The 16158-nt window shown below is 46.8% G+C and carries 9 protein-coding genes; 6 read left to right on the forward strand and 3 right to left on the reverse strand.

Annotated features, from left to right (window positions below):
* Window position 1: 1 nt before the first annotated feature.
* A complete protein-coding gene (locus tag J2736_RS22845; RefSeq protein WP_310500904.1) occupies window positions 2-1513 on the reverse strand; it encodes a hypothetical protein in 1512 nt (503 codons plus the stop codon).
* Window positions 1514-1623: 110 nt separating this feature from the next.
* Window positions 1624-4527, reverse strand: coding sequence for a polysaccharide lyase family 8 super-sandwich domain-containing protein (locus tag J2736_RS22850; RefSeq protein WP_310500905.1), 2904 nt, complete (start codon window positions 4525-4527; stop codon window positions 1624-1626).
* A gap of 530 nt (window positions 4528-5057) precedes the next feature.
* Here J2736_RS22850 and J2736_RS22855 point away from each other — a divergent pair.
* Window positions 5058-6050 carry an SGNH/GDSL hydrolase family protein gene (locus J2736_RS22855; protein WP_310500906.1) on the forward strand — a complete coding sequence of 331 codons (993 nt, stop codon included), beginning with the start codon at window positions 5058-5060 and terminating at the stop codon, window positions 6048-6050.
* Window positions 6051-6202: 152 nt separating this feature from the next.
* On the opposite strand, the gene J2736_RS22860 is transcribed toward J2736_RS22855, so the two are convergent.
* Entirely contained in the window at window positions 6203-8539 is a 2337-nt protein-coding gene (locus J2736_RS22860; RefSeq protein ID WP_310500907.1) for a helix-turn-helix domain-containing protein, read from the reverse strand.
* A 321-nt stretch (window positions 8540-8860) separates the two neighbouring features.
* On the opposite strand from J2736_RS22860, the gene J2736_RS22865 reads away from it, so the two are divergent.
* The 5 genes from J2736_RS22865 to J2736_RS22885 all read left to right on the forward strand — a co-directional run bounded on the left by J2736_RS22865 (window position 8861) and on the right by J2736_RS22885 (window position 16138).
* Window positions 8861-10318, forward strand: coding sequence for an arylsulfatase (locus tag J2736_RS22865; protein ID WP_310500978.1), 1458 nt, complete (start codon window positions 8861-8863; stop codon window positions 10316-10318).
* Window positions 10315-11289: an ABC transporter permease gene (locus J2736_RS22870; RefSeq protein ID WP_310500908.1), complete on the forward strand. Its 975-nt coding sequence runs from the start codon at window positions 10315-10317 to the stop codon at window positions 11287-11289. Before J2736_RS22865 ends, J2736_RS22870 begins: the two co-directional genes overlap by 4 nt.
* Window positions 11290-11311: 22 nt before the next feature.
* Window positions 11312-12196, forward strand: coding sequence for a carbohydrate ABC transporter permease (locus J2736_RS22875; protein ID WP_397341405.1), 885 nt, complete (start codon window positions 11312-11314; stop codon window positions 12194-12196).
* A 67-nt stretch (window positions 12197-12263) separates the two neighbouring features.
* Complete coding sequence (locus J2736_RS22880; protein WP_310500909.1) at window positions 12264-13880, forward strand: extracellular solute-binding protein; 1617 nt, start codon at window positions 12264-12266, stop codon at window positions 13878-13880.
* Between the two features lie 164 nt (window positions 13881-14044).
* Entirely contained in the window at window positions 14045-16138 is a 2094-nt protein-coding gene (locus J2736_RS22885; RefSeq protein WP_310500910.1) for a ComEC/Rec2 family competence protein, read from the forward strand.
* Window positions 16139-16158 lie beyond the last annotated feature (20 nt).

Below are 16158 nucleotides of genomic sequence, written 5' to 3' on the forward strand. Positions count from 1 at the left end.
GTTAGGAATCCCCCTCAGTCAGCATCTGATGCCTTACTTCTTCCTCTGTCATTGACCATACAGTCTGCCTAAAAGGCAACGGATTGCTGCTGATTGTTGGACGGATTCCGCTTGCTGTTGTTAGCTGACGCGCGACTAACGACTGACATGCAACGTAAGAATAAAGTTGATTCTCCATTTTCACTGAAACGCTGTCCCAGGGATCTGAAAATAAGTACATACCTTCGTAATGCTCAGGAACATGCGAATCATCGACAAAAAGATTGGTGATCTCTATATGCCGTGGCATATAACACACATATCCAAAATCATGATTGCCTCTATTTCTCATCAGAAATAGCTCCGGTAGGACGATGTCTCCATTGGAAGGAATCCACTTGCAGTTTCGAATATGGACGTCACCGTCCCATGTACTTCCGTAATCCTGACGAAATTCAATCAGAGCATTGGCGTAGCTCGTGACATTTTCCAGCGTAAGATGTCCTCGACCAATGGCTTTAACTCCCTGCCATCCGATTGTGCTATTCTTAATTGAATATTCGCCGGATACCCCCATATGTGCATCCAGTCTGGAGAATGTGCAGCCATCAACGTGAATGTTTTTGCAAAAATTCGTAGCGACTACACCCCAGCGTGTTCGTTCATGAATGTGATTCATGGTGCAATTAATGAGCGTTAGATCCACAACATGATTCGCATGCAAATCGTAAGAGCCCATTTTAACGGGCGCACCTGCCGCACCGACTGTTGTATAAATTTTGTGTCCACTTAAAAAGCAGTTCTGTATAGTTATATAAGCACAACGCATGGCACTTAGAAAACCTCGATACGGAGATCCATGCCCTATTTCGCCTGACAAGTAATGCGTAACACCGTCAACAACAGTGTTAGAACGCGTAATGTCAATGCCACGAGCATAGTAGTCATATTTTGACTCCCCACGATTAGCCAGTGTGGTAAAGATCCCTCCGCGAAGATAAAGAACTGTACGATCAATCAGCGATGCTTCAACTGCTGTGATCTGCTCATAGTTCCAATCAATAGGTGTGAGAATCGCTCCATCCTTTTGCACTATAAAACAATCCGTCTGATCTGTCCCCGCGTTCTGATTCAAACCATGGCGAATAAATCGTTTCACCTTGCTATTGGTCACCATGACATAGCAATCTTCTTCGAGTGAGATGTCCAGCTGCTTCTGATCCCGTACTAAGGATAGAATCTCCAACTCATAAGGGCGCTGTGCGGATTGCACAAGAAAGCAAGGGAGTTTATGATTCTCAACCTTCGTATCATCGATCGTAAAACAGGTTGTACTCCAGTTTACTTCTGTTTCAATGACTGCCGTCAGTGCCCGATTCCCAATATAATAGATGGCATTGGGCTTCGTTCGCACCGGCAGCCGATGCTGATTGGCATACGCATGTGCGGCACAGATGGCTTCCATATCATCGTACAGACCATCACCAACGGCGCCAAAATCTTCGTAATTGACTGTATCTTTCCTTACGTTCATCACTACCTTCCTCTCTGCTGAAAATATTACCTATATTCATCATAGAGGATTTTAGCTATCTGATGTAGAGCACGTTCTTGACATGATCTGTTCGATTCTTTACCTCATCTTCATGGGAGAATCAACTTCAACTCATCAATCTGACCGTTAAACCAGGATTCGGTTCCCGCACGTCCGCGTCCGATATACAGATCCTCGTTGTTCGTAAAGGTTGACTCTGTGTTAGACACGACGCCTCTGTTGGTTCCATCAAGCTGAAAATCAATAGCACTTCCGTTATGTGTAATCACTAGATGATACCACGTATTGTTACTCCAACTAATCGCATTGCTCTCCCTCCATGTCCCATTCCAGTACAGTCCGATCTTCCCTGCATTCGATATACGGACGGAGTAGGGCAGCGTAGCTCCCTGCTTTTCAATAATCTTCTGCGTTGTCGTCCCCGCTCCAGTTGAGAAGCGAATCCACGTGTCCAGTTTAAACTTATTCGTAAAATCCAACTCTGCTGCATCCGGTACGGATACGTAGCTGCTCGTGCCATTTAAAGAGAGCGCGCCACCTGCAAATCCACCGCTCGTAAATGAGGCATTATAGAGGGTTCCCGTATGCCCGTTGCCAGTACTGTCGGCAGCCGTCGAGCCGCTATTTTCATCGAACTTCCAGTACGCCCGATTCGCCAGCTTGATTCGCGCTTCAAAACCCTTCCCGTTCGCACCGGTTACATTCACACGCAATTTGATGCTTGGACTCAGCTGATCGACCACAATACCGCTGTCTTTCTCAAGTACAAGACTGCCGTTGCGATACAATTCCACTTCGATTTCACCGTTCAGCACTTGGGTAGGATCAGATATGGCGATAACAGCCTCGGTAGGTGTTTCCTTTACCATGACCGACGACTTCTTATTGCTCGTTAAATAGGGTTCGCCGTTTACAGCCACCGTCTCCACGGCATGCTCCCAGAAGTTCGCGCCGACAATGCCAATATTCTTTTCTCGTACAGCCTGTACGTTTGCATTATTAGATAACACCTGGATATCCGGATTGGATGCATAAGCACTAACCTGTGAACTCGTATAGCCAGGGAGAAGGACATATTGATAGCTTGCGTTCGAAGGGACTGTGCCGTGATCCAGCCACATGGTCAAATAGTTTTCCGTAATCGGCGTCGTCGAGCCTGTCTGACTTATGTCGCTGTAAGCCCCAGTTCTGGCTTCCCTCATGGTTCTTAACGTAGGCGAAGTCGGAAAATAGTACCCGATATCCGCACCGCTGCCTGTTCCAGCCAGATGCATCCAGCTCGTATTAGTATGTACTTGATAGCCTTGTGTTAATGAAGTAGATTGATTACTGCCATTAATCATAAATGCGTTGTTTCCACTGTCATTTAGCTTGCGATTTTCGACTATCGTCTCCACAACCGGACTATCGGAGGAGGAAATTCCTGCCCCTAGCGCCACAATTTCATTATCCAGCATGAACCAGGATTTCTTCGCTTCCAGCGTCTTATCCTGCGTTTTAATGCTCATCCCGCTGACACCATAGGTATCTCCCACTGCTACGCCGCCGACCCAACCTTTGGTGTTATACTGCTTGGCCGCTTGCGTTGTGTTCCTTTCTACCGTAGTACCGGGAAGCCTATATGCATCAACAGTCGGCCAATAATCAGCATACTGGCTCCAATCGCCGTTATAGAGATAAGTCATCCCTTCCGCAGTATGCCATCCGTGTAAATTTTCGTTATTCGTCTTCTCATAATTCATGACACGACTTGAATACATGCTTAATCCGAAGCCAAATCCCGGCCGAAGATGAACAGCCTTATCCATCCCCGGATACTGTTTATTTAAATACAGGTCACCTCGTGGACTTGCATTTTGCAGGATTTCTCGTGCCAACTTAATCATTTCAATGGAAGAAGCCAAATAATAATCGGATGACGTGTTCGTATCCATAACCGACTTGACGATACTTCGAATCTCATTGCGCTCTACAGTCGGGGCAAATTGCGAGATGCGAATAAGGGCACTAATAGTATTTCTGCCCGAGGCATTGACAGCGCGTGAAATCTCCCTGCCACGAACCATATCCATCATTTTTCCGTTATATAGCAGCGGTTCAAATGCAGAGAATACCCACTCATACATACGGCTTAGATTGGGGTCGATGACAGCCCAAGTACTGCCATTCAGCAGCTGAACAAGATCACCAATGCTCATCATGAGTGCAACACCATAGCCACCGTTATATGGCTGAGCCGTGTGTTGAATGAAGGATCCGTCTATATAAAACCCGTCCCCATCCGTTACATAAAGAAATAATGGGGACAACGCATTTCGGGCACCTACGAGCTTGGCACTGTCCTTAACAAGGATGCCTCGAAGGGCAACAATACGTGCCTTCCAAGCTAAATTCGCGCCTGTTGCCACCGCCGGCGTAGTCGCATTGTGCAGCTGCCCCGCCACAGGTGAGTAGTACTCGACTACGTTCATCCAGTTTGTAATTTGCACAGATGTAAGCTCATCATAAATCAGCGTTACGATATTCAAGAGGTGATTAGGTGCACCGATCTCCCAATCCCACCAGTTTCCGTACCCGCCCGACGTATTGTATCTATTGGTATACATCCAATCGAGCGCTGTTTTAATGGCGCTAAGTAATTGCGCATTACCTTCCAGCGTAGAGCCTTCCGTTCGGTAGGCAAGAGCCATTTGATAAATCAATCCGTACCCTTGAACAATAGCGGCGGAATTTGTAGCGCTGTTCCAAGGATCGCTACTGCCCATCGAGGGACTCATTGTGTTCCAAGCGCTTTGCGCACTCGTCGTAATCCGCTGAATCGCCGCATTGATAGCGCTGTCATTTTGATCGTAAGTACTCCCCCCTGTAAGCATGAATGTCCATTTACTTCGTAAATCATCATACGCATCACTTGCGTTCGCCTCTTCTCCCTTCCAACCTAATCCTGAGATCAGCAATGCGACAACCAAAATCATTCGCAACCATCGTTCCATTACAGCACACTCCTTCTCGACTGTTTGATCGCCTTGAAGCTGTCAGCTGACCAGTCAACTGGGCAACTCCAACTTCACTTAGCATAGGTAAGATAGATTGGAACTTCAACACGCGGATTTTGACATTTTCTAATCGCCTGTTGACTCTTTAGGATTCTTACCACCGGCAAAAACATCTAAAACTAATCTAGAACTAAATCTAGAACTAAATTTCCCTGTCCAACACATCATTATTTCCATTTAACAATACTCTACTGTAAAAATAATTGAGCACATTCATTTGATCATGTTGCTCTTATTTATCCCAATCATCCAGGTTGCTTATTATTATGTAGGGACTTCACTATACTGAAGTAGGCTGAATGCCTTCAAATGTTGTTGATCTATCCATAATTATCGGATCTTGGCGTATTCGGCCACTCCGTCCGACGAAGTTACTTCGGTGATGAAAAGGAAGCCAGGGATGTCCTTTAAGAGATTTTTTTGTATAATATAGGAAGCTGATCAATCAGAGGGGAGTCTTGCCTACCATGAAAACGATTGCAATATCCGAGAGATATTTCCTTGGAGCGATTTCTTTGGAAGAAAATCTCGAGGGGATTAAGCCTTGGCGCCTTCCTTTCGATCGATATGAATTATTCCCTCCCAATGGAATCGGAGGCAAAGCCGAGAATCCTGCAGGTGTAAGACTCGCTTTCGAAACCGATACGGAAAATCTAACTGTCAGTGTGGTTACATCTGAGGATGACAACCGTAAATTTGATTGTGTCCTGAACGGAGAGTTGTGGAAATCCGTTACCCTCGGGGCCGGTGAGTCGGAGGTTGTCATTGAAGGAATGCCGACGGGAAACAAGGAATTGGAGATTTATCTCACGCAAAGCCACCCGGTGACAGTGAAGTCGGTTCTTATCGACAATGAAGCTTCCATCGGTGTCCTGTCTCGACGGCGGTTCAAGTGGATCACTTACGGCAGCTCTATCACGCAATGCTCGGCTGCGGAAAGTCCGGCTCTGACGTGGCCTGCGATTGTGGCTCGGACACGGGGGTGGGACTTGACGTGTCTCGGGTTTGGCGGCCAATGCCATCTCGAGCCTATGGTTGCGAGGATGATCCGGGATCGGGAGGCCGATTTCATATCATTGTGTCTCGGTATTAACGTATATGGTCAGAGCAGCTTGGGATTACGTACGTTTCAGTCTGCGGTAATCGGCTTCATCTCCATCGTAAGAGAGAAACATCCTGGTATTCCGATTGCCGTCATTTCACCAATCTTTTCTCCCTCCCGCGAAACGACGGACAATATCGTCGGTTTGAGCTTGACCAAGATGAGGGAGGAAATTCGCTTAGCTATAGAACAACTACGCGCATATGGCGATTCCAAATTGACTTATGTTGACGGACTTGATCTATTCGACCAGTCTCTTGTCGAGTATCTGCCGGACCAGCTTCATCCTGACGCGGAAGGGTATAAACTGATGGCAGCAAACGTGCTTAAGAAGTTTAGCTCAATTGAGTCAAATTAAATATCGTCTCTCCCGCTATAAGTCCCAAATACATATGATTGTAACCAACAAGTGCGTACAACAGCAATAATGCTGTTGTACGCACTTGTTTTTGCACGCTCATCTCTGACTGTAAAAGCAGGCGGGGTACTATATCGTTGGATTGCCGTATTTTACTTCGGCTTGGATAGCTGACGGTACTGTTGAGGCGTCATCCCTTCGATACTTTTGAATTTACGGATAAAATTCGTCTCGTCCGTGTAGCCGCACTGCTCAATAATCCCTTTATAGGTCAGATCAGTGGACTTTAGCAGCTGCTTGGCTTTCTCCATACGGATATTATCGATATATTTCATGAGCGGATAGCCGGTCTGGTCTTTAAAATACCTAGTTAAATAGGAGGCGGACACCCCGAAGGTTCCTGCAATCATCTCCAAGCTTAGCGTATTATTATAGCAGTTGGCCTGCACGTAGCTGATGATCTTTTCCCTAAGTCCAAAATTTTTGCTTTCCTTCTGGTTTTCGATATGGATGCACACATTTTTACAAAACAGTGTCATACGCTCTCTCAGACCTTCGATAGTCTCGAACTTGTACCGGTACAGCTCCACCATCTGCGTGGCGACGGTTGATCCAGTGGAGATGTTCATGGCGTCCAACGTTTTGACAATGGTGCTGATGATGCCAAAGCAAATACTTTGAACCGCCTCCGGAGAGATCGGCTGCTCAATAATCGCATTCATAATTTCGCTGATGATCGGTTCGATGTCTTCGCCTCTGCCCTGCTTAATGGCGAACATCAGATTAGACTCCAGATGAAGTGGATAATTGTACTTATTGTTCTCCACTAGCGCATTAATTTTGTGGTAGAAAATCACTTGGTTGGTCCCTTTGACAAACCGGTATTCGGCCGCTCTGCTCGCTTCCAGGAAAGATTTATACACCATAAGCAACTCGTTGTACACGCCCCCGACTCCAACCGTTAGTGTTACTTCGAACGTGTCCTTGAAATGCTCCTTCGTCTTAGCAGCCAGCTGGTTCACGGTTGATTCCAAATCGCGGTTATAATCAATGCCTAAGATCAAGGCAACGCCATTGTTCTCCAACAGGTTGATGCCGAAGCCAACGCCGTATTCTGTCGACATTTCTTCAAGGATGTCCACAACACCGAACTTCAGCATCTCTTGTAGCGATTTGGCCGTACCCGACATAAATTCGTTGAAATCGTCAATTAGAAACTGAAGCACCGTGAATCGGTATTGCTCCAGCTTAATATCAGCGAAAGCTAAGTATTGGTTTAACTGCTCCAGAGTATCGTATTTTCCCTTAAGAAGATTGAGAAGTAAATGCTCCTTCAGCATGTAATTTTTATCCTTCAAGTTATTAAGCAAGTGCGTATTCTCCGCTGCTACCTGATCAAATGCCTTGGACACGTAAGCCAGCTCGTCGCCAAATTCAGGAAAACTTTTACTCGGCATTTGCAGCTGAAGGCTACTGACAAGCCGCTTAATTGGCTTGTAGTTGATGAATGCGAGCAAATAACCCACGGCCACGCCGAACAGCAAGACAAACAGTACCATAACTGCGAATACATACAAGCTTTTGTTGGCCGGCTGCATAAACAACGTTGTGGGCACGGCAGACACATAGGACAAGCGATTAACCTGCGACGGAACGGTAATGATGGAGTACTTCCCTTGGCTTGTTTTTAGGGTGCTGATCTGCTGCTTGCTCGGATTGTCTCCCATTTGCTTTATAATGCCAGCCTGCTCCTGGTCCGTCACTCCGCTTGAAGCCGCAATAATCGGCACATAATTCTCGTCCAGCACCGATACTAGGCCTCGACGGCCTTTCATCGCATTCTCGAAAATGTTATTGATGGATTTCTCATCAATGATAAACATAACAAACCCATATGGGGTTTGGGAATTGGACGGTATCGGATAAAGATGCAGCAGCGCTTTAGATTTTTGGGAAGAGCGCAGAGTTACGTTCTGCACAGGCTTCATCTGAGGTACTTTTAAAGAAGTAATTGTGGACAAGAAATCGGCTTTTGATAACGACTCGAAACGATACTCTTCTGAGAAGAAGTCATCAATATTGTAAATGCCGCTCGCCGCAAATATCCGGTCGCTATGCTTATCCTTATAGTATAGGGCCAAATCACGAATCAGCATGGACGACGAGTAGCGCTGCAGCTCGTTGACTACCTGTAGGGCCTCATATCCCGTTGTTTGCAGCAAAGATGATGCCAAGTGCGAATTGGATGTAATTTGGACGGAAACGCGCTCCATTTCCTGGAATCTGGCATCGATCACATCGCGGATTTGCAGCATGGAGGATATGTTAGAGGCTTCAATCTGCTTCTGTAACGACGCAAAAATGCTGACATAAACAATCGCAGATACGATGAATAGCAGCATGACTGTTAATATGACGTAAGAAATGAAGTACTTAGTAAACCTTACGGGGAGCTTGGAGCCAACCATCATATTCTTCCATACCTTCAAAATGAGCTCCCCCTCCGAAGTGTAATCCTGTTAACTGCCAGTATTCAGTATAGCAGAATGGCGGCTTGTGGGAAGATTTATCTTGTCCAATGTAAAAAAAAGCAGGGTCAGAAATTATTAGTAACCCACCTCCCCGCGCCGGTTGTAAATTATATACTAGTGCGAAAAAGCTGCCGATTGTTGAATTTACCACTCCCGGCTAGTATAAAGTTGCGAGGCAGCTAAAATAACCCCAAAGTGTTGCCATGACCTTAATACCTGCTCAGGTACTTTGCGGGGACCTCGGAACTTAAAGGAGGGTTATCACCTATTAAACCTAATATTTTGCTCATCATGACGGATCAGCAGCGCTTTGACTGTACGGGATTTAGCGGCAACACTAGCATTGAAACACCGAATCTAGACTTCCTCGCTTCAGAAGGAACGGTATTTTGCAATGCGTATACCCCCTCCCCATCCTGCATTCCGGCAAGGGCCTGCTTACTGACGGGGATGGATCCCTGGAATACCGGCATATTGGGCATGGGCCGTGGACAGGGTGAGATGGGTATCGGATTCGAGCATACTTTGCCTGGAGAGCTGGTCAAAGCTGGCTACCATACGCAGGGCGTTGGGAAGATGCATTTTTACCCGCAGCGCTCCTTGAACGGCTTTCATAATACGGTGCTGGATGAATCGGGAAGGGTCCACGACCTAGACTTCCTTTCAGATTACAGGGAGTGGTTCGGTAAAAATAAAACCGGCGACTACGCCTTCACCGATCACGGCATCGGCTGGAATTCGTGGATGGCCCGGCCGTATCATGCACCGGAATTTCTACATCCGACTAATTGGACTGTTAACGAGGGCATTCGATTTATCGACCAGCGTGACCCGAACAAGCCTTTCTTCCTGAAGCTTTCGTTTGCTAGGCCTCACTCTCCCTATGACGCTCCACCATGCTATTTCGATATGTACTTGAGAAAAAAGCTGCCGAAGGCAGTTGTAGGCAATTGGGCGGTCATGCACGATGTACCGAGCGATGCGGCCAGCCCGGATGCATGGAGAGGCGTGCGAAGCGACGAGGAAATTAATCGGGCACGGGTCGGCTATTACGGATCGATTACCCATATCGATCATCAAATCGGACGATTCCTATACCATTTGCGCAGTAAGAAGCAGTTCGACAATACTCTTATCATTTTCACATCGGATCACGGTGATATGCTCGGCGACCATAACCTCTGGCGGAAAACATACGCTTACGAAGGCTCCGCCCATATCCCGCTGCTGGTCGTGCTCCCTAAATCGATGAAAGCGCCGGTTCAAAAGAAGGTGCACAATCCGGTCACAATCCAAGATATTATGCCGACTATTCTTGAAGCTGCAGGTGTGGACATCCCAGAAACGGTTGATGGTTGCAGCATGTTAGGCCTGATGAGCGGAGAAAGGGCACATTGGCGTGAATACGTTCATGGTGAGCACAGTACGTGCTATTCCGAGGAGCAAGAGATGCAGTTCGTCACCGACGGTGTCTACAAATTCATATGGTTCCCGCGTCTTGGGACCGAGCAGTTCTTCAATCTGTCTGAGGATCCGATGGAGCTTAACGACTTATCCCACGATGCCGCATACGCGGATACGGTTCGAACTTGGAGACGGCGCCTCATCAAGACGCTGGAGCCCCGGGAGCTGGGGTTGACCAACGGGGATCAGTTGGTCAGCCAAGCTGGTAAGCCTTTTATGGTGTCTCCCAATTATAAGACGAGAAAAGATAAAGTCGGCGGGTGGTTGCCATGATAAGCAGCAGACAGCAAGCCGAAAATCCGGGCAGCGGCGTAAAGCCGGCAGCCCGGCCTGTGACCAAGTCGAAAGCTTCGAGAGCTTTTAAGAAAAATTGGGATTTGTACCTCATGCTCCTGCCCGTGGCGCTGTTCTTCCTTCTTTTCCACTACTGGCCAATGTATGGGGTGCAAATAGCGTTCAAACTCTACCTGCCAACAAAAGGAATTTGGGGCAGCTCGTGGCTTGGATTTGACCATTTCATGCGTTTCTTTAACTCGTTCTATTTCTGGCGGCTCATTAAGAATACGCTCGGCATCAGCTTCTACCAGCTGATTATTGGGTTTCCGATTCCAATCCTGCTGGCGCTGGCCATTAACGAGGTTAAGAACGCCGCATTCAAGAAAACGGTGCAGACCGTCACGTATGCTCCACATTTCTTGTCTATCGTCGTGCTAACCGGTACCGTTATCTCTTTCTTGTCACCTCAGAACGGGATTATTAACTCCGTTATCAAATTGTTCGGAAGAGAGCCGATCTACTTCATGCTGGAACCTGCATGGTTTAAATCCATCTACGTATGGTCGGGAATATGGCAGAACGCCGGCTGGGGGACAATTATTTATTTGGCGGCTCTAGCGGGTATCGACAACAGCTTATACGAGGCGGCAATGATTGACGGAGCAAGCAAGCTCAAGAGGATCATGTACATCACGATTCCGTCTCTAATGCCTACCGCCATCATCATTCTTATATTGGACTGCGGAACGATTATGAACATCGGCTTCGAGAAAATATTCTTGATGCAAAACAACCTGAACCTGCCGACATCCGACGTCATTCCGACCTATGTATACCGAAGCGGTATCCTTGGCGCGGAGTACAGCTTCTCCACAGCTATTGGATTGTTCAACTCGGTGATTAATCTAACACTGCTGCTGTTCGTAAACAAGCTGTCGCGCAAAGTGTCGGAAACCAGTCTCTGGTAACGGAAGGAGGAATACCCCCTTGATCTATAAACAAACCAAATCGGATACGCTTCTGGATTTTGCCATTTATATCGCTTTATCCTTTGTACTGCTCATTACGCTGTATCCACTCATTTTCATTTTAAGTGCTTCAATCAGCAATCCAGTCGACGTGCTTCAAGGAAAAGTTTGGCTTTGGCCAAAGGGACTTAACTTTGAAGCGTATACGAGGGTTTTTCAAAACAAAGATATCATTGTCGGCTTCCGGAACACTATTATTTTTACGGTTCTGGGAACGGCCTTCAACCTGCTGATGACGACTCTCGGTGCCTACCCACTGTCGAGGAAGGATCTTTTTGGGCGCAACAAAATATTATTGTTCTTCACCTTAACGATGTTTTTCAGCGGAGGATTAATTCCAACGTATCTTGTCATCAAGCAACTTGGTTTGTTCAACAGCCCGCTCGTGATGATTATCCCCGGAGCCGTTACCGTGTGGAACTTAATTATCATGAAGACGTACTTCCAGACTTCCATCCCGTACGAGCTACAGGAGGCCGCTTTTATTGATGGGTGCTCCAATACAAAAGTGTTAACCAAAGTTATCCTGCCTCTTTCATTGCCAATCGTCGCCGTCATGGTACTCTTCTATGGCGTCGGGCACTGGAATGCATTCTTTAATGCCCTGATTTATTTGAACGACCGCAGCATGTTCCCGCTTCAGCTTATTCTCCGTGAAATCCTCATCCAGAACCAGATGCAAGACATGCTCAATTCCGGCGTGGAGATATCCGAAAAACAGCTTATGATGGTAGAAAGCATCAAATACTCTGTCATCGTCGTTTCCAGTATTCCCGTGCTGCTGCTCTACCCGCTACTTCAAAGATATTTTGTAAAAGGGGTCATGATCGGTGCTATTAAGGGATAATCGTATTCGCAAGTCACAATCAGGTTTAACACGATATGATAATAGTACAAACAGGAGGGGTTATCGCATGGGAAAATTATTAAAATCTGTATGTATTCCATTGGCAGCCGCAACATTGTTGACGGGCGTAACGGCAGGGTGCGGTTCAGATCAGAACGCAGGAGAAGCAAGCAAGGCAAGCCCGCCACCATCCAATTTTAAAACGTCAGGAATGCCGATTGTATCGGAGCCGGTATCGCTCAAAATTTTTACCGCTAGACCTCCGGCATTGGTTGAATTCAATAAAATGCTGATGTGGCAGGAATATGAGAAAATGACTGGCATTAAGGTAAACTGGGTGGAAGCTCCGACTGCGAGTCTGGATGAAAAGCGAAATCTATTACTAGCCAGTGGAGATTTGCCCGATGTCTTTTTTAAATCCAACCTGCCCGTGTCCGACATTATCAACTATGGCTCGCAGGGCACGTTCATTAAGTTAAACGACCTGATCGATAAGTATGCACCCAACATTAAGAAAACGTTTGAGAAGATGCCGGATGTCAAAAAAGGCTTAACCATGCCAGACGGCGGTATCTATACACTTCCTTACATAGACGATAACCCGGGTACAAGAGTCGCCGCCAAAATTTATTTGAATCAGAAGTGGCTAACGGCACTTAATATGAAAATGCCGACGACAACGGACGAATTTTACCAGGTGCTAAAGGCATTCAAGGAGAAAGACCCTAATGGAAATGGCAAGGCAGATGAAGTTCCATATACGACACCATATGGGACGAAAGGCTTGTCTGTCATGTTTGCCGGCTCCTTTGGCTTGCTCAACCGTGGAAACGGCAATGCAGACCTCGATTTCGACGAGAAAGCTAACAAAGTCAGATTTATCCCTGCACAGCCGGAATATAAAGAACTGCTTATGTTCCTGAACAAGCTGTATAAGGAAGAACTAATCGATAAAGAGTTATTCACTGTCAAAGCACCACAAATTATTGCCAAAGTCGACCAAGGTATTGTTGGTGGAGGCAATGGTCCTTCGGAAACAATTTTTGGCACAAAAAACTTGGCCGACTTTGCCGGTCTCAAAACCGTGTTGAAAGGTCCTGCCGGTCAACAAGTACTCAGCGTCGCTGGGTCGTCCATTCGCAATATAGGATCGTTTGCCATCACCAAAGCCAATAAGAACCTGGAAGCAACGATCCGTTGGGTTGATCATTTCTACAGTGAAGAAGGCATCCGCTTGTTCTTCATGGGCCTTGAGGGCAAAACCTACAATGTTGAAAACGGCAATTACGAGTATATCAACGAAATTAAGAAGAACCCGAACGGCTTGACCCCTCAAGATGCAAGCAGCCAGTACATGGCTTGGAACGGCGGCGATAATCCGACCATTATCACGGAGAAATATTTCAAGTTCATCACGCCAATGTCAATGGAAGTGGCGCAGGCTGTCGACAAATTTAAGCCGAAGGAAGTATGGCCTCCTTTTGTGTACACTGCCGAGGAAAATGCCAAGGTTCAGGGTGTCCGCAACGACATTAATACGTACGTCGCCGAGATGAGAGACCAGTTCATATCCGGCAAGATTCCTTTTACCCAATGGGATGAGTACCTAGCGAAGTTGAAGCAAATCGGTCTCGATAAATTAATGGAAGTCAACCAAGCCTCTTACGAACGCTACAAAAAATAACTCATTCCCCCCCTTCTCACTCCACTATACCGTGTTCTTCCTTCCATCCTGGCCTTGCCGGGACGGAAGGGTCACACACTACACGGCATACTATTCCTAAGGCAGGTGCACACTCCCATCACAGACTAACTATACAATCAAAAATTGTTTCAGGAGGTTAAGTTATGAGACGGCTAGCTTTAAAAATGACAATAATGTCGATTTTATTATGTATGAGTTTAGGATTATTCGGCAGTGCGCGAACCAGCGCTTCGGTTACCGGGGACTTAAAGATACATTATATTGATGTGGACTGCTCGGCAGATGCGATATTCGTTGAGCTGCCGAACGGCAAGAAGATGCTCATAGATGGTGGACATACAGATGATGTCGTTCGGGTTAAGTCGTATTTAACAAGCATTGGCTTTTCGACCGGCTCAACGATTGACTACGTATTCGGCACCCACAGCCATGCCGATCATATAGGCGGTATGGAGGATATCATTAACTCTTATAATGTGGGGGTGTATTACCAACCGAAGGAACTCGTTGAAGCATCGACGACTACCGAGGTCAAGAACGCGCTGGCGGCCAAAGGAAAGTCGATTACCCATCCTGTATTAAATTCGAATATATTTAATGTGGATAACGAATTGATTCTGACAGTACTTGGACCAGCTAGAACGAACCCTGTCAGCAGTAATCCAGGCAGCTATTATAAAGATATTAACGACTTCTCTCTTGTAATGAAGCTTACGTATAAAAATAAATCAATCCTTTTTACCGGTGATCAAAGCTTGACGTCCGAAACCGAGATGACGAATGCTTACAGCGCTTCAGTGTTGAAATCGGATGTACTAAAGGTCGGCCACCATGGCTCCAATACATCGACCTCTGCGGCATTAGTAAGTGAAGTCGATCCCGAGTTCGCCGTATTTCCTTCCGATGTGGCACGTAATGACGGGAGTGCTAGAGCCCCTTCCAAAGCTGCATTAGACCTGCTGTACGGGAACGATACAAAAGTATTCCGGGTCGGGGAGCAGGGCACGATTGTAATGACGACCAACGGAACGACGCTGTCTTTCAATAAGTCCGATGTGCCGCTAAACAGCACGTACAGCTATGGCAGTCAGCTTGATGAGAACAAAGCTTTGGGCACAGAAGATTCAGTATTCCCTTCAACGGACTATACACGGATATTTAACGCCACGTTCGAAAGCGCCAATCCGTTATCAGCCTGGACGATCGAAGAAGGCATGTTTGAAGGTACAAAGCTAATCGACGGGTCCAAGGAAGGCGGCAGCGTGACGCTGTATACAAACAGTTCGACCTCCCATTATGCCAAGATAGACCGGAACGGAACCGAATATGTCGATGCATCAGGTGACAGCGCCAAAATTCAAATGAAGCTGAGTCACGATAAACCGTTTATAGGCAATGTACGAGTGGTAGCCAGTCTGAATATATCAGCTATGGCGGACAATCCCAACGCTCTTGCAGGTGAGATGGTCATTATGCAGAAGGACGGAACACGGCTCGTATATGCTTCCTTCGATTCCACTCACATGTATTTACGCAATCTTGGCAATTCGGATTATGAAGGCACTAAGGTCGTCGATTTCACCCCAGGCACCTGGTTCACGGTTAAGTTCGACGTCAACACGCGAAAAGGCACGTTTCGGACGTACTACAATAACACCTTGATTGACTTCGGAAACAGCGCCGAAAGTTTCGTCAATTACGACCTGAATGTGCTGGACGTCATGGATGACGCCAACTTCTATGGCATTGCTTTCTCTGCCACGGACGGCAAAATTCATATGTACGTAGACGATGTGCGGGTCTATCTGGAAAACTACCTATTTGAAGACGATTTCGATGATCAAAATTTCGCCGGCTGGACCAACAGTGGAGCTGACTTCGCCACGTTGTATACGTTCCTAGGCAGCGCTGCAGCCGCCAGGCTTACGGACAGCGACTCCATCACGAAGTCGCAAAGCACGGCCAACAAGACGAACACCATCGCAGTTGATTATGCCTGGAGAGCGAGCCCTAACATGGCGGCGGACGATCTGATTATCGCCGAATGGTATGACGGGTCGGCTTGGCACCAAATCTCGACGATCGATATGACGGTAGACGAATACAAGTTCGAAACGCACTACCTGCCTGCTGGAGCGAGCAACAACGCGAACTTTAAGCTAAGATTTAGAGCTAACGGAATTGGGACGTATGCCGGCTTTATCGATAATGTCGATATTCGGGACGTTGCGGATTAGTTTTTATCCGATGTGTGTAA

The sequence above is a fragment of the Paenibacillus qinlingensis genome (assembly GCF_031455095.1).
GTDB classification, from domain to species: Bacteria; Bacillota; Bacilli; order Paenibacillales; family NBRC-103111; genus Paenibacillus_E; species Paenibacillus_E qinlingensis_A.